Origin of the sequence: Pedobacter psychrophilus, from assembly GCF_001652725.1 — a bacterium.
GTDB lineage: Bacteria > Bacteroidota > Bacteroidia > Sphingobacteriales > Sphingobacteriaceae > Pseudopedobacter > Pseudopedobacter psychrophilus.
In genome coordinates this window covers 237,136-252,103 of the sequence record NZ_LWHJ01000022.1, presented here as the reverse complement: position 1 = coordinate 252,103, position 14,968 = coordinate 237,136, and the positions used below count along the sequence as shown (strand labels likewise).

The 14,968-nt window shown below is 31.7% G+C and carries 14 protein-coding genes; 9 read left to right on the top strand and 5 right to left on the bottom strand.

The window, feature by feature from the left end:
* Positions 1 to 51 precede the first annotated feature (51 nt).
* From A5893_RS05875 to secG, 4 genes are read left to right on the top strand one after another with little or no spacing between them, the layout of a single operon-like run.
* Positions 52 to 1,290, top strand: a complete 1,239-nt coding sequence (locus A5893_RS05875; RefSeq protein WP_068821625.1) for a sigma-54 interaction domain-containing protein — start codon at positions 52 to 54, stop codon at positions 1,288 to 1,290.
* Positions 1,291 to 1,292: 2 nt separating this feature from the next.
* Entirely contained in the window at positions 1,293 to 1,808 is a 516-nt protein-coding gene (locus tag A5893_RS05870; RefSeq protein ID WP_068821624.1) for an LptE family protein, read from the top strand.
* Positions 1,809 to 1,853: 45 nt separating this feature from the next.
* Complete coding sequence (locus A5893_RS05865) at positions 1,854 to 3,965, top strand: hypothetical protein (RefSeq protein ID WP_068821623.1); 2,112 nt, start codon at positions 1,854 to 1,856, stop codon at positions 3,963 to 3,965.
* 9 nt (positions 3,966 to 3,974) lie between these two features.
* Positions 3,975 to 4,307, top strand: coding sequence for a preprotein translocase subunit SecG (secG, locus tag A5893_RS05860; protein WP_068821622.1), 333 nt, complete (start codon positions 3,975 to 3,977; stop codon positions 4,305 to 4,307).
* Between the two features lie 83 nt (positions 4,308 to 4,390).
* Here secG and msrA read toward each other — a convergent pair whose 3' ends face one another.
* Positions 4,391 to 4,936 (bottom strand): peptide-methionine (S)-S-oxide reductase MsrA, encoded by a 546-nt coding sequence (gene msrA / locus A5893_RS05855; protein ID WP_068821621.1) that lies wholly within the window; start codon positions 4,934 to 4,936, stop codon positions 4,391 to 4,393.
* Positions 4,937 to 5,060: 124 nt separating this feature from the next.
* Between msrA and A5893_RS05850 the strand changes: the two genes are divergently transcribed.
* Both A5893_RS05850 and A5893_RS05845 read left to right on the top strand, forming a co-directional pair.
* On the top strand, positions 5,061 to 6,080 hold the full coding sequence (locus A5893_RS05850) for an aldose epimerase family protein (RefSeq protein ID WP_068821620.1): 1,020 nt from the start codon (positions 5,061 to 5,063) through the stop codon (positions 6,078 to 6,080).
* A gap of 19 nt (positions 6,081 to 6,099) precedes the next feature.
* A complete protein-coding gene (locus A5893_RS05845) occupies positions 6,100 to 6,816 on the top strand; it encodes a hypothetical protein (protein ID WP_068821619.1) in 717 nt (238 codons plus the stop codon).
* A gap of 19 nt (positions 6,817 to 6,835) precedes the next feature.
* On the opposite strand, the gene A5893_RS05840 is transcribed toward A5893_RS05845, so the two are convergent.
* On the bottom strand, positions 6,836 to 7,177 hold the full coding sequence (locus A5893_RS05840) for a HopJ type III effector protein (protein WP_068821618.1): 342 nt from the start codon (positions 7,175 to 7,177) through the stop codon (positions 6,836 to 6,838).
* Positions 7,178 to 7,329: 152 nt separating this feature from the next.
* Positions 7,330 to 8,970 carry a glucose-6-phosphate isomerase gene (gene pgi, locus A5893_RS05835; protein WP_068822097.1) on the bottom strand — a complete coding sequence of 547 codons (1,641 nt, stop codon included), beginning with the start codon at positions 8,968 to 8,970 and terminating at the stop codon, positions 7,330 to 7,332.
* Positions 8,971 to 9,259: 289 nt separating this feature from the next.
* Here pgi and A5893_RS05830 point away from each other — a divergent pair, with 289 nt between their 5' ends.
* The 3 genes from A5893_RS05830 (at position 9,260) to A5893_RS05820 (ending at position 12,883) form a co-directional block, all read left to right on the top strand.
* Entirely contained in the window at positions 9,260 to 10,576 is a 1,317-nt protein-coding gene (locus A5893_RS05830) for a M16 family metallopeptidase (protein WP_068821617.1), read from the top strand.
* A gap of 93 nt (positions 10,577 to 10,669) precedes the next feature.
* Positions 10,670 to 12,064, top strand: coding sequence for a M16 family metallopeptidase (locus A5893_RS05825; protein WP_068821616.1), 1,395 nt, complete (start codon positions 10,670 to 10,672; stop codon positions 12,062 to 12,064).
* Positions 12,065 to 12,454: 390 nt separating this feature from the next.
* A complete protein-coding gene (locus tag A5893_RS05820; protein ID WP_068821615.1) occupies positions 12,455 to 12,883 on the top strand; it encodes a nuclear transport factor 2 family protein in 429 nt (142 codons plus the stop codon).
* Positions 12,884 to 13,018: 135 nt separating this feature from the next.
* On the opposite strand, the gene A5893_RS05815 is transcribed toward A5893_RS05820, so the two are convergent.
* The gene (locus A5893_RS05815; protein ID WP_068821614.1) at positions 13,019 to 13,765 is read right to left on the bottom strand and encodes a LytR/AlgR family response regulator transcription factor; all 747 of its coding nucleotides are present in this window, start codon (positions 13,763 to 13,765) and stop codon (positions 13,019 to 13,021) included.
* Positions 13,758 to 14,804 carry a sensor histidine kinase gene (locus A5893_RS05810; protein ID WP_068821613.1) on the bottom strand — a complete coding sequence of 349 codons (1,047 nt, stop codon included), beginning with the start codon at positions 14,802 to 14,804 and terminating at the stop codon, positions 13,758 to 13,760. Before A5893_RS05810 ends, A5893_RS05815 begins: the two co-directional genes overlap by 8 nt.
* Between the last annotated feature and the right edge of the window lie 164 nt (positions 14,805 to 14,968).

The window sequence follows — 14,968 nt, the reverse complement described above, 5'->3', positions numbered from 1 at the left end:
ATTTGCAGATTCTCAATACTCAAATCTCAATACTCATATCTTAAAAAAAATATGGACGTACAAGAAATTAAACAAAGGTTCGGGATTATTGGAGGTTCGCCGCTAATAAACAGAGCAATTGATATAGCCCGACAAGTGGCACCAACCGATATCACCGTAATGATTACTGGAGAAAGTGGTTCGGGAAAAGAAGTTTTCTCACATATTATCCATCAATTAAGTGCTAGAAAACACGGTCCGTTCATTGCGGTAAACTGTGGCGCAATCCCCGAAGGAACTATTGATTCTGAATTATTTGGACATGAAAAAGGATCATTTACAGGTGCGCATGAAGCCAGAAAAGGATATTTTGAAGTTGTAAACGGCGGAACCATATTTTTAGATGAAGTAGGCGAATTGCCTTTAGGCACACAAGCCAGATTGTTACGTGTAATAGAATCTGGAGAATATATTCGTGTAGGTTCTTCTAAAGTTCAAAAAACGGATGTAAGGGTTATTGCAGCTACAAACGTTGATATGTTTGATGCCGTAAAAGCTGGAAAGTTTAGAGAAGATTTATATTACAGATTAAATACCGTCCCTCTTAAAATCCCGCCATTGCGAGACAGAAAAGAAGATATCCATCTTATTTTTAGAAAATTTGTCGCCGATTTCTCTGATAAATATCGTTCTCCAAATGTAACATTAGATGATGGCGCAATACAAGTTTTAATCAATTATAATTGGCCCGGAAATGTTAGACAATTAAAAAATATTGCTGAGCAAATTGCCGTTTTAGAAAAGGACAGAAACATTACGGCTCAATCAATTATCAATTATATTCCAAACGATAATAGAAGTTCTTTCCCAATGCGAGTGAACCAAAACGGTTCAAAAGAAGATTTTTCTGAAAGAGATATCCTTTATAAGGTTCTTTTTGATATGAAAAAGGACATGGTAGAGCTTAAAAAATTGGTGATAGATATTATTAATCATGGTGGCAACGTTTCTAATTATGCAGAGAATAATCCGCAAGTAATTAATTCTTTGTATGAAGATGTGGAAATGCCTGTTAATGAATCTACTTTAACCATTCAGCAGCCTGTAAATTATAACCGCCCAGATGATTATCATATCAACCATCAAGATGTGGAAGAAGTTGAAGAATCACTTTCTTTAATTGATAAAGAGGCTGACATGATTAAAAAAGCATTAAAAAAACATAAAGGAAAAAGAAAGGCCGCTTCAGAAGAATTGGGCATTTCAGAACGTACTTTGTACAGAAAAATTAAAGAGTTAAACCTCAATTAAGCATGAAATTTAAAACATTATTCTTCTTATTTATTCCATTTTTGATGCTACAAAGTGGTTGTGGAGTGTATTCATTTACCGGAGGTTCTATTTCTGCAGGGATGAAAACCGTTTCTGTTATAGTTTTCGAGAATACGGCACAACTGGTTAATCCTAATTTGAGCCAGGCTTTTACAGAAGATTTAAAAAGTCGTATCCGTTCTCAAACCAGCCTAAGTTTTGTTAGGGTAGATGGTGATGCGAATTTTCAAGGAAGAATTACTGATTATACCATTCAGCCAGTCGCTATCCAGGCAAATCAGCAGCAAACTGCGGGTTTAACACGTTTAACAATTACTGTTCAGGTAAAATATGCTAATAAAATTGAGGTTGATAAAAGCTTCGACCAAACTTTTACCCGTTTTAAAGATTTTAATTCTCAGGGCGCTCCATTTACTACACAAGAAACTGCTTTGGTAAAAGATATCAATCAGCAATTAACAGAAGATATATATAACAAGGCTTTTGCCAATTGGTAGGCTTTTTATTACCTTCACCCGTAAATAACTACAAACGTCAATAAAGTGAGTAAACATTTAACCGAAGCAGATAACTTTCTGATTTTTCATTCTAATCCAATAGAAGTTAGAAAAAACCAGCTATCGGAAATCAATTCTTTGATTAATAAATACCCTTATTGCCAAAGTTTACATTTTTTATCAGCAAAAGCTGCCAATGAAACTTCAGAAAAATCTGATTATTTGGCAAATGCCGCAGCTTTCGCATCTTCTAGAGAAACGCTTTTTAATTTTTTAGAAAACACAGCATCATTTGTAAGTTCTATTGTTGATGAATTAGAAGTAATTGAGCCTCAAATTGAAGAAAAAGAAACCATAAACAAAGATTTCGGACAAGCGTTTGGTGTCGATTTAAACCAAATGATTGTAAAAGAGCAGCCTTTAGAAAGAGAGGAAGCTGAAAATTTAGAGGAAGAAACAAGATTTGAGTTAATTTCTGACGAACCAAATGAATTAGAAATAGCAGCAGAAAATAATTTGGCTTTCGCCGATGATGATAATGATATCGAAGTTTCTAATCAAGAAGAATTAGCCGAAACTATAGAAGAAGAAAACGAGACTTTACAAAGAGTGGAAAATGTTGGAATCGAAGATGAAGACATTTTAAGTGAAGAAAATAATCAGGCTTTCACCGAGATTGACGATCAAAATAATTTTTCTGAACCTTTTATCGAAAATGAAATTTCAGAAGAAAATCATCATGATTTAAATAATGATGAAATTAATGTTTTAATTACTGAAAAGATTGAGCATGAAACAACTGATGAAAATATCGGTAATTTAAATCAGGAAGAAAATAATCAAGCTTTCGCAGATATTGAGCAAGAACAAAATACAGAACCTGAAACTATAAGAGAAACATCTGCGGCAGCAAATGACAATGAAAATGAACTGGTTGAAGAAGGGATTAATAAAAATAATCAGGCTTTAGCCGATGTTGAGCCAGTAGAAGATATTGAAGTTGAAACGGCAGAGGAATCATCTGACATCGCAAATAATTATGAGAATGATTTGGTGGAAGATGAGAATGAGGAAAATGAGATAGTTACAAATCAAAATAAATATAATAGCGTTTCCACTGATGCTGAGCCGGTAGAAAATATTGAGTTTGAAATTGCAGAACAACCTTCGGAGAATTCAAATGGTTATAAAGATGATTTGGTAGAGGATGAACCTAAAGAAAATGAAGATGTTGTAAATCAAGAACAAAATATCGAACCTGAAACTATAGAGGAAACAGCTGAACTAGAAAATAAATATGAAAATGATTTAGTTGAAGAAGAGACTAAAGAAAATGAAGTTGTTGTAGATCAAGATGAAAATAATCAGGCTTTAGCAGAAGTAGAACAAAGTGAAGATATTGAACAACAAACTGAAGAAGAAATAGCAGAGATTGAAAATGAAATTGAGCCAATTACAGATGAAACTGGAGTTGATGAAAATAATCAAATCAAAAATAAACCTGAACGGAAATCTTTAGAAGAAATATTATTTGATAGCCCAGTTCAATCAGATTTCTTTGCATTTACAAAAGAAAAAACTCAGGTTAAAGAAACCATTCAAGAAAATATTAAGGAAGAAGAGGCGACAACAGTTTCTCAATACAACGATGATTCTTTGCCTTACACCTTTTTATGGTGGCTAAATAAAACCAGAAAAGAACATTCTTTAAATAATAATCAGCCTTATGTTGTTGCAAAACCTTCCCTACAAAAAAAAGAAAATAAACCTTTTTCTACCGATCCTTTAAATCATCAAATTGCAGAAAATATTTTCCATTTACGTAGTGTAGAAGACGTGGAAAAAAACAAACAAAGTACAAACTTCACAGTTCCTTATGATTTTAGGCAAAAAGAGCATAAAATTATTGAGAAATTTATAAAAGAAGAGCCACAAATAAAACCTCCTGCTGCAAATAAAATTGATACAGAAAATAAGGCTAAAAAGAGTTCTGAAGATGCAAATGAGGTAGTTTCTGAAACTTTAGCAAAAATTTATGTAGAGCAAATGTTATATCATAAAGCATTGGATGTTTATAAAAAATTAAGTTTGAAATATCCAGAAAAAAGCACTTACTTTGCCAGCCAAATAAAATATTTAGAATTAAAAGTTAATTAAATAAAAGTTATGATTACGTTTTTAGTGATATTGGGAATTTTAGTTTGTATTATTTTAATATTACTTATTTTAATACAAAACCCAAAAGGTGGAGGTCTTTCATCAGGATTTTCTTCTTCTAACAATATTATCGGTGTGCAACGTACTGGCGATTTTTTAGAAAATGGAACTTGGGGTTTAGCAATTACCATTATGGTCATCGCCATCTTAATTAACATTTCTGCACCAAAAACTGGCGCAGCCGTAAATTCAGATTCTAAAATTCAAGAACAAATTGATAAAACTGCAGCTCCTGGTGCTTTACCTCAAATGCCAGCAGCAACAGATACTACTAAAAAATAATTAGGTTTATTCCTAAATTAAAAAAGTCCTTTTAGCAAACGCTAAAAGGACTTTTTTATGAGATTTAATTTCTATACTGAATTTTACAATAGTTCAGGTTTAATCTTATCTCTAAAATTTGCAGCAAACTTTTGAAGTTTAGGTTCTATAACCGCCATGCAATATCCCTGACTCCTGTTATTTAAAAAATAATCCTGATGATAATTTTCTGCTGGATAAAACTCTGCTACAGCAGAAACTTCTGTTACTATATCTCTGGAAAAAATTTTCTCAGCATTTAGCTGCTCAATCATTTCTTCTGCTTGTTGCTTTTGTTCATCGCTTTCATAAAAAACAACAGATCTATATTGCGTTCCTCTGTCTGCACCTTGTTGATTTAAAGTGGTGGGATCATGAGTTTTAAAAAAGATAAGTAATAATTCCTGAAAGGAAACCAAATCAGCATTATAACTGATTTGTATAATTTCTGCATGACCAGTTTTGCCAGTACAAACTTGTTCATAGGTTGGGTTTTCTATTTGCCCGCCCATATATCCAGATATTGCACTTTTCACTCCGTTAACTGCGGTAAAAATTGCTTCTGTACACCAAAAACAGCCTCCACCAAAATTTGCCTTTTTAATATTCATAATTTATAAACGATACATTTTAAATTTAGTTTTAATGATTTATCCTAAATAATCATGCCCAATAATATAATAATTTTTACAATTTTGTTTCTTTATAATTCTTAATTGTTCAATAATCTAAATAATGGAAAACAAGCTTTTTACCCTAACTAATAATACAAACATAAAAGTGACCATCACTAATTTTGGTGGCAGAGTGGTTAGTATTTTAGTGAGTGACAAAGAGGGTAATATGATTGACGTAGCTTTGGGTTATGATGATTTAACTAGCTATCAAAAAGAAAATGAGCCTTATTTTGGAGCTATAATAGGTAGATATGGAAATAGAATTGCTAAAGGAAAATTTAGTTTAGATGGAAAAGAATATCAATTAGAAATAAATAATGGCCCAAATGCTTTACATGGCGGAAGCGATGGTTTTCATAATAAATTTTGGAATGCAGAACAGCCAAATAATCATACTTTAATCCTTACTTGTTTCTCTGCCGATGGTGAAGGTGGTTTTCCGGGAAATTTACATGTGAAAGTAGTTTATTCTTTAACTGATAATAATGGTTTACAAATTGATTATTCTGCTAAAAGCGATAAAAAAACAATCATCAATCTTACCAACCACACTTATTTTAATTTAAATGGAGTAGATAGTAATACAGATATTTTAAACCATATTCTTGAAATTGATGCGGATAATATTGTAGAAATTGATGAGACTTCTATTGCTACCGGAAATTTGTTACCTGTTCTTAGTACTGCTTTTGACTTCAAAAACCCAATGGAAATTGGCAGCAGAATTGAAGAAAATCATGAGCAGTTAACATTTGGAAATGGTTATGATCATACTTATGTTTTTAATAAACGAGAAGGCACTTTAGAAAAAGTTGCTTATGTATACAGTCGACAAACAGGAATAAGTTTAGCTGTTTTTACCGAAGAACCTGGAATGCAATTTTATACTGGCAATTTTTTAACAGGAGAAGATAACGATGGAAAGAATGGAAATGCTTATCCGTTTCGATCTGGATTCTGTTTAGAAACCCAACATTTTCCAGATTCTCCAAACCATCCCAATTTCCCTTCTACAGTTTTAAATGTTGGGGAGGTTTACGAAAGTACAACCATTTATGAATTTGGGATTCAGAAATAAAATACTCTAAATTCATAAAATGGAAGAACGACTAGAAAAGTTATTTGAATTTATTTCAAATAACCGCCAATATAATAAAGCTCTCCAGGAACGATTTTACAGTTCTACTATTCTTTCAAACATAAGTAAACAAGATAAAATTATTTCGTTGTTATATGGAGTTGCAAATACTCAAAGCAAACCCAATATTGATAAACTCGCTGAATTTTTTAAGTCAATTTTCATAGACCTAGATTGCTTATCTTCATTCAAAGGATTTATAGGAAAAATTGCCCCTGGAAAACCAATTAATTTTAAAAGTCTTTTTGAAGGAATGAATAATCAGAACGGTTGGGGAAAGAAAACTTCTGCTTTATTTTCTAAAAGCATTTTTCATCTGCATAATGGAGAGTATAATAGAGAATTAAAAATCTGGGATGATGTGCCAGAGGACATAGATAATTTTTATTTACCAGTAGATGCGGTTATAATTGCAATATTTAATAAAATAAAAAAATCAAATTGGGATTTTAATAATATAAATGCTGTTTTAAATAAAAATTACACCGGATATCAAATTGAAATTTGGGATGATTTATGGTTTTGGGGATTTATAACACAAAAAGGTTCTGGAAATGATAGAAAATTTGAATGGAATGTAAATAAATATTGGGCTTTAAAAGACACCGAAAAGGACGAAATTAAAATTGAAGAAATAAGATTAAAAGCCACAGAATTCTTAAAAATTATAGCATAAATTTATTATTGAATTATACTTACTTCGCGACCAAAGCCTCACCTTCAAACTCAATACCTTCCCAACCACTTTCCATAAACTGACGAATGTTTTGATGGTCAATATCATTTGGTGTATTTAAAACAGATTGATAATGTTCTGCAAATAAAGATAAAGTGTCTTCTTTAGTTAAGCCATTCATTTTTGCAAATGTGAATACTTTTGCACTTCCTTGGTTTTGGCTAGGCTCATTAAAAGCATCCCCGTTTTTAAAAGCCGTTGCTGTGTGATTATAATTTTCATCAATGAAAGAAATCACTTCTGAAAATTGTGTTTGGTTATCTTTAAAATTTTTCAATAATGTTTGAATTTTGGGTTTCATTAAATAGTGTTTTTTAAAGTTTTGAATTTATATGTTGTTTTGGGTTAGGGATTGAAGCGGCACCCCGGATTGCCAGCAATTTTAGCTAGCAAACGGAGTATAGCGTAAAGCCCGACCCGCTTTTTTTTTCAGCGGGTAACCCTCAAATTATTCTATCTCCACTCTTTGTATAAATTAATCAAACCGTTTGTAGAGCTATCGTGAGAGTTTACTTCATTATTTTCCTTTAATTCAGGAAGGATTTTACCTGCTAATTGTTTACCCAATTCAACTCCCCATTGGTCAAAACTAAAGATGTTCCAGATGATTCCTTGAACGAAAATCTTGTGCTCATACATGACAATTAACGACCCTAAAGTTTTTGGCGTTATCAGTTTTACCAGAATTGAATTAGTTGAACGGTTACCTTCAAAAACTTTAAATGGAGCAATTTTATCTCTCGATTCTTGATTCTTATCTCCCATCTCTTCTAAAACTTCTTCCTCAGTTTTACCATTCATTAAAGCTTCGGTTTGTGCAAAAAAGTTAGACAAAAGCATTTTATGATGTTCGCCAAGCGGATTATGAGATTTTGCAGGAGCAATAAAATCACAAGGGATTAATTTTGTGCCTTGGTGTATCAATTGATAAAAAGCATGTTGCCCGTTTGTACCCGGCTCGCCCCAAATAACAGGACCAGTTTGGTAATTAACCTCATCGCCATTTCTATCTACATGCTTTCCATTACTTTCCATATCGCCTTGTTGAAAGTAAGCTGCAAAGCGATGCATATATTGATCGTAAGGAAGAATTGCCTCAGTTTCTGCCTCGAAAAAATTGTTATACCAAATTCCTATTAAAGCTAAAATAACCGGCATATTCTGTTCGAACTCGGCAGTTCTGAAATGGTTATCCATTTCATGTGCACCGGTTAATAATTCTTCAAAGTTTTCAAACCCTATAGAAAGCGCAATAGGCAAACCAATGGCACTCCATAAAGAATAACGTCCACCTACCCAATCCCAAAACTCAAACATGTTTTCGGTATCTATACCGAACTTGCTAACTCCATCAGAATTTGTAGATAAAGCCGCAAAATGTTTTGCAACATCAGCATCGGCAGCACCACTTTCCAAAAACCAATTTCTCGCACTATGTGCGTTAGTCATGGTTTCTTGAGTGGTAAAAGTTTTGGAAGCCACCAAAAACAAGGTAGTTTCTGGGTTTACTTTTTTCAAGGTTTCTACAATATGCGTTCCGTCTACATTAGAAACAAAGTGCATTTGTAAGTGATTTTTATATGATTTTAAGCCCTCGGTAACCATAACAGGTCCCAAATCAGAACCACCGATACCAATATTCACCACATCAGTTATCACTTTACCTGTATATCCTTTCCAGGAACCAGAAATAATGGCTTCTGAGAATTTTTTCATCTTTGCTAAAACCCCATTTACTTCTGGCATTACATCTTTACCTTCAAAAATCACAGGCGTATTGCTCCTGTTTCTCAACGCAGTATGTAAAACAGCTCTATCCTCAGTCTCATTGATTTTTTCACCATTAAACATGGAGTTGATTGCATTTTCTAGCTCACATTCTTTCGCCAATTGCATCAATAAAGCCATTGTTTTTTCGTTGATACGGTTCTTAGAATAATCTAAAAATATATCGTTAAAAAGGATAGAGAATTTTTGAAAACGCTCTGGATCTTTGGCAAATAAATCTTTCATGTGCATATCAGCCATATCCACTAAATGGTTTGATAGATACTCGTAAGCTTGCGTTTGGGTAAAATTGATTTTAGAAAGCATGTTTTTTGTTTTTTGGTAAAGATAAAATTTTATTGTCTGAATCTTGATAAAAAGGATTTTAGGATTTTCAGGATGGCTTTCAAACGGCAAATTAAAAATGTTGCAAATAATCCTTTTTATCCAATAATCCTGAAAATCAAGATTCTGATAAAAAGGTTGTAATAATCTTTAATCCTGTAAATCGAGATTCAAACAATTGTCCTTAATAATAAAAATAATCCTATCAATCCTGATACAGATTCAATAAACTCCTATATTTCATTAAATTGCATATCTCTAAATATAAAATATGATAAAGAAACTAATTACAGCTTTATTATTGGTGACAAGTACACAGCTTTTTGCCCAAAATAAAGTTGATGATGTAAAAACATTTACTTTAAAAAACGGAATGAAATTTTTGGTATTGGAGGATAATTCTATTCCAAATGCTAACATGTATTTATTTTATAGCGTTGGCTCCAGAAACGAGCATCCAGGGATTACAGGTTTATCTCACTTTTTTGAGCACATGATGTTTAATGGTGCTAAAAAGTATGGACCTAAAATGTTTGATAGGAAAATGGAATTTAATGGCGGGGCAAATAACGCTTACACCACAGAAAACGTAACTGTTTATACGGATTGGTTTCCTGCAAATGCTTTAGAAACCATGTTCGATTTGGAGAGTGATAGAATTGAAAACCTCAGCATCAACCCGAAATATGTACAATCTGAAAGAGAGGTGGTACTTTCTGAACGCAGTACAGGTTTAGAAAATTCACCTTGGCGCACTTTAGGCGAGCAAGTTAATGCTACAGCTTTTCAAGAACATCCTTACCATTGGAGCGTTATTGGTTACGAGGAAGACATTAAAAACTGGACAAAGGAAGATTTAGAAAACTATTTTAAAACTTATTACGCACCAAATAATTGTACGGTAGTTATTTCTGGAAATGTAAAATTAGCAGATGTTAAAAAATTTGCAGACCAATATATGGCGCCAATTCCCGCTCAAAAACCAGGTCCAAAAGTGCATTTGGTAGAACCCATTCAAACCGGTGAACGTAGGATTACGGTACAAAAAGAAGTAAGTTCTCCTTATATGATAATTGGCTATCATGTTCCTAATTCGAAAGATAAAGATTATTATGCTTTAGACATTTTGAGTTCGATTTTAAGTAGTGGAAATTCTTCAAGATTGTATTCCTCTTTGGTTGATCAGCAACAATTAGCAACCAATATTTTTACAGGTTACGGAGAAAGTTTTGATCCTACCTTATTTCAAATTTATATATCAGCTAACAAAGGAAAATCTACAGATTCTATTGAAAATGCCGTTTATAAAGTTTTAGATAATATCCAAAAAGAAGGTATTACAGATAAAGAATTGGAGAAAATTAAGAATCAGAAATTAATGGAATTTTACAGTTCTATAGAAACCATTAATGGAAAAGCCAACAGTTTAGGAACTTACGAGCTATTTTTTGGCGATTATAAAAAAATGTTTACCGCACCAGACGAGTATGCAAATGTTACTAAAGAAGACGTTAAACGAGTAGCTACTCAATATTTTAAAAAATTTAACAGAACCGTTGGTATTTTGAAAGCAAGCGTAGAAGAGTAAAGTTTAAAGTGAAAAGGTTAAAGTAATAGGTAATAAGTTACAGGTAATAAGAATAAAAGGTTATCAATATTTCTACTCAAATCTAAAATAAAAATGAAGAAAATATTATCAATAACGATGTTGGCAATCTTGATGTTAGCCACATCGATACAAAAAACAAATGCCCAGGCTGCTTTTAAAGTCCCGGTTTATGAAAAATTTACTTTAAAAAATGGTTTAACAGTTTACTTAATGGAGCAGCATGAAGTGCCAACAATTAGTATTTCTATGGTGATACCTGCTGGTGCAATTTATGACGGTGATAAAAATGGTTTAGCTTCTTTTACAGCAAACGGATTAAAATACGGAACTAAAAACTTTACCAAACCGCAAATAGAAGAGCAATTAGATTTTTTAGGTGCTTCATTAAATACTTACAGCAGCAAAGAATTTGCTGGTTTATCATCAAAATTTGCAAAAAATGATCAAGATAAAGTGCTTCCAATTATCAAAGAAGTTTTGCTTTATCCAGTTTTTAATCAAGAAGAATTTGATAAAGAGAAAGCCAGGGCTTTACAAAATTTAGTGAGAGCAAAAGAAAGCCCGCGAAATGTGATTAACAATTATTGGGATAAATTTATATATGGCGACCATCCTTATGCAAATCCTATTGGGGGGAAAACCAGTACTTTAAAAGATATTACAACTACGGATTTAAAATCTTTTTATGCTAAAAACTACGTTCCAAATGGTTCTGCAATTGCCATAGTTGGCGATTTTAATCCTAAAACCATGAAGGATAAAATCTCTGATTTATTTAAAGATTGGAAAAAAGGAGAGGCAAACAGTTTAAAAATCGCCGAGCCAGAAGCATTATCTAATAAAGCTAGGGTTTTATTGATTAATAAAGACGATGCCCGTGAAACTACCATGTTAATTGGTGGCAAAGGTATTAAAAGAGATAACCCAGATTTTGTTGCCATTGAGGTTATCAACACTGTTTTAGGAGGCAGATTTACATCAATGCTTAACGATGAATTAAGAGTTAATTCTGGTTTAACTTATGGCGCTAGAAGTAGTTTTTCTTCCTTAAAAAACGCAGGAACTTTTAATGTATCAACTTTTACAGCAACTAAAACTACCGAGCCCACAATAGATAAAGCTTTAGAAGTTTTAAAGAAAATACATGATAAAGGGATTGATGACGAAACTTTAACTTCTGCAAAAAATTATGTGAATGGACAGTTTCCTCCAGATTATGAAACCTCTGGCCAATTAGCGGGTTTACTTACGCAAATGTTTTGGTATGGCTTTGATGAATCTTTTATAAATAATTTCCAGGCTAATGTAAACGGTTTAACATCAGCGAAAGCCAAAGAAATAATTACCAAATATTTCCCTTATGAAAACCTGCAATTTTTATTTGTTGGCAAAGCCGATGATATTAAAAAAATTGTAGAAAAATTGGGACCGGTAACAGTTAAAGAAATTAAGGCCGATGGTTTTTAAACTCTAATTTTATAAAAAAAAGATAAGCCTACGATAAAAATCGTAGGCTTTTTTGTTGGTTGTTTTGTTAATTATTTTGTCTGAATCTTGATTTTCAAGATTAAAGGATAAAAGGATTTCTATATAAGCTGATAAATATTATAACTAGCATACTGAAAATCCTAAAATCCATTTAATCGAGATTCAGACAAATTTACCACCTTGAAATCCTAAAATCCTTTCTATCAAGACTTAGATTAATGAAAATTTTTTAAAATCCTGTTTTCATAAAACAATTATAAACTTGATTTACAATTAATTACAAACTATTTTTATATACTTCTGTAACTTATAGTAAAACAAATGCGTCTATTAAGAAAAACAATTAGAAACTTTTAAAATTTAAAAATCATGAAAACTTTAACCATCAAAACCATTCTTTTAGCATTTGTTGCCATTGTAGGATTTAGCTCATTAACCAAAGCCGACGATTTAAAAGACAGAAACATTCAGTACAGTGTTAACAGCTTTGTAAACAAAATCAAAACTGGTAAATCTGCAGATTTAGCTTCTATTTTATCAGAAGATGTAAAATTTAACATGAGCCGTAACGGAAAAATTATGACTCACGGAAAGAAGGAAGAATTAGATTTCAACAAAAAAAATGCAAACGTTATCCAACAATGTAAAGTTGAAACTGCCACATTAGTAAACACAGAAAATTACAGTTTAGTTAAGGTAAGTTCAATTTATGAAGGCTTTACTAGAGAAGATTTTGTTACCCTAATCAAAACAAAAAATGATTGGAAAATAACAGATGTTACTACCAACTTCAAATAAATAAAATATAACGATTAACCTTAAAAAAGCGGTCTCGAATTAAATTTCGAGGCCGCTTTTTTATTTAAACGTTTTTAAAACTCAGCTTAATTTTTCTTAATTCCTTAATGGTTAAGACAACTTGTTTTGCAAAACCTAAATATCAAATCGTTCTCTCAAAGCTTCAGAATTACTTCTACTACTTGTAAATTTCTGATTTTCTTTATTATCCATTACAAAAACCAAAGCGCCATTAAAACTTTTTCTAATCTCTTTAATATGATTGGTATTAATAATTGAGCTTCTATGAATTCTGCAAAAATTATCTGGAAGTTTCTCTTCTAAATTACTCAAAGTAAAATCTGTTAGATGTTTGCTGCCATCCTCGGTATGCAAAAAAACATATTTATCTTCCGCTTCAATGGCAATAATTTTATCCAAGGCAATCAATAATATCTTATCACCAATTTTAACGGTTAAGGTTTTAATCTCTTTCTTCGGTTTTAACTGATCAAGCAATTCTTGCAAAGGCAAAGCCATTGGTTTGTGAGTTTCCTGCAACTTTTCCATGCTTTTTTCTAAACGCTCTTTTTCTATCGGCTTTAGCAAATAATCTAAAGAATTTTCTTCAAAAGCCTTAATTGCATACTGATCGTAAGCAGTTGTAAAAATAACTTTTGGTTGTTTTTTAATTTTTGAAAGCATCTCAAAGCCATTCATTACAGGCATTTCGATATCTAAAAAAATCATATCAGGTTGGTGTTCTTCAATCAATTTCAAACCTTCCTTCCCATTGCTGGCTTCGGCTATAATATCTACAAAATCATAAGGTTTTAAAAGCCTAATCAAACGTTGGCGAGCTAATTCTTCATCGTCAATTATTATACAAGAAATTTTATTCATATGATGTTGGGATAGTTATTTTTATCAATTTTTCTGGTTCGTTAATAATCTGGAGCGCATATTTATCTCTATATAAAAGTTGCAATTTCTCATAAGTACTTTGTAAACCATAACCCGAGTTTAATTCTGTTGGGAAAGGTGTACCATTATCAGAAACAATTAAAACAATTTCCTTTTCTTGCTTATAGATAATCAAAGTAATTTCTCCACCATCAATTTTATCATTTAAACCATGCTTTATAGCATTTTCTATTAAAGGTTGTAAAATAAATCGAGGAATTTGTTGGTTTAAAGTATCCTCAGCAACATCCAAATTAAAATTTATTCGGTTGCCAAAACGTACCTTTTCAATATCCAAATAAGTGTTCACAATCTCTACTTCTTCCTTTACAGAAGTTAAATTTTCATTTTGAGTATTAATGCTATACCTAAACAATTTAAAGAGTTTCAAAGTCATATCCTCTGCCCTATCTGCATCAATATGTATTAAACTCGCTATCGAATTTAAAGAATTATATAAAAAATGTGGATTTATCCGAGATTGCAAAGTTTGCAATTCCGCCTGGGTTTTCAATTGGCTCAATTTTACAATATCAAGCTCCTTTTCCTTTAACCTTACTTCTAAATTAGTTCTTTGACTTTGATAAACACCAACAATTGTGGTTACCACTAAAGAAATAATCAAATTAGTTAAAAGCTGCCTGGGCTCTGCAGAAACATGATAATGAATCTTTAAAATGTAAGTGTAAAGAATAAAATAACAAATCTCACTGGCAATCGTCATCCCTACCAATGCAGCAAAATAATAAGAAAGCCAAATCAAATAAAAGTTTTTAGGGTTATATTTTGCTCGGTAATTATCTACCAGTTTAATTAAAAATGAAATAAAAGTAGCAATGGTAACACTAAACATAAATGTAATTCCAATATTATTCCATTCTATTTTATTAGTAGAACCTAGATAGAATATGACTAATACAAATGCAACTATAAGTCCTAATTTAATTCCATTAATTGCACATTTAAAAAAATCTTTCATGTTTATTATCTTACCGCTAATTTAAAGCTTATTTTATTTTTAAACTCAAATATCCGCTCAACTGCAAAATAACAAGACGAATGGAATTATTTATTAGACCAATGGAAAACTAAAATTTAAATTAGGGGTTTATAAAAATAATTTGGGCGTTCGGGCAGGCTTTA

Excerpts from the sequence above, each read along its gene's own strand:
- A5893_RS05875 (WP_068821625.1), top strand. The coding sequence starts at position 52 with ATGGACGTACAAGAAATTAAACAAAGGTTCGGGATTATTGGAGGTTCG.
- A5893_RS05870 (WP_068821624.1), top strand. The coding sequence starts at position 1,293 with ATGAAATTTAAAACATTATTCTTCTTATTTATTCCATTTTTGATGCTA.
- secG (WP_068821622.1), top strand. The coding sequence starts at position 3,975 with ATGATTACGTTTTTAGTGATATTGGGAATTTTAGTTTGTATTATTTTA.
- msrA (WP_068821621.1), bottom strand. The coding sequence starts at position 4,936 with ATGAATATTAAAAAGGCAAATTTTGGTGGAGGCTGTTTTTGGTGTACA.
- A5893_RS05850 (WP_068821620.1), top strand. The coding sequence starts at position 5,061 with ATGGAAAACAAGCTTTTTACCCTAACTAATAATACAAACATAAAAGTG.
- A5893_RS05845 (WP_068821619.1), top strand. The coding sequence starts at position 6,100 with ATGGAAGAACGACTAGAAAAGTTATTTGAATTTATTTCAAATAACCGC.
- A5893_RS05840 (WP_068821618.1), bottom strand. The coding sequence starts at position 7,177 with ATGAAACCCAAAATTCAAACATTATTGAAAAATTTTAAAGATAACCAA.
- pgi (WP_068822097.1), bottom strand. The coding sequence starts at position 8,970 with ATGCTTTCTAAAATCAATTTTACCCAAACGCAAGCTTACGAGTATCTA.
- A5893_RS05830 (WP_068821617.1), top strand. The coding sequence starts at position 9,260 with ATGATAAAGAAACTAATTACAGCTTTATTATTGGTGACAAGTACACAG.
- A5893_RS05825 (WP_068821616.1), top strand. The coding sequence starts at position 10,670 with ATGAAGAAAATATTATCAATAACGATGTTGGCAATCTTGATGTTAGCC.
- A5893_RS05820 (WP_068821615.1), top strand. The coding sequence starts at position 12,455 with ATGAAAACTTTAACCATCAAAACCATTCTTTTAGCATTTGTTGCCATT.
- A5893_RS05815 (WP_068821614.1), bottom strand. The coding sequence starts at position 13,765 with ATGAATAAAATTTCTTGTATAATAATTGACGATGAAGAATTAGCTCGC.
- A5893_RS05810 (WP_068821613.1), bottom strand. The coding sequence starts at position 14,804 with ATGAAAGATTTTTTTAAATGTGCAATTAATGGAATTAAATTAGGACTT.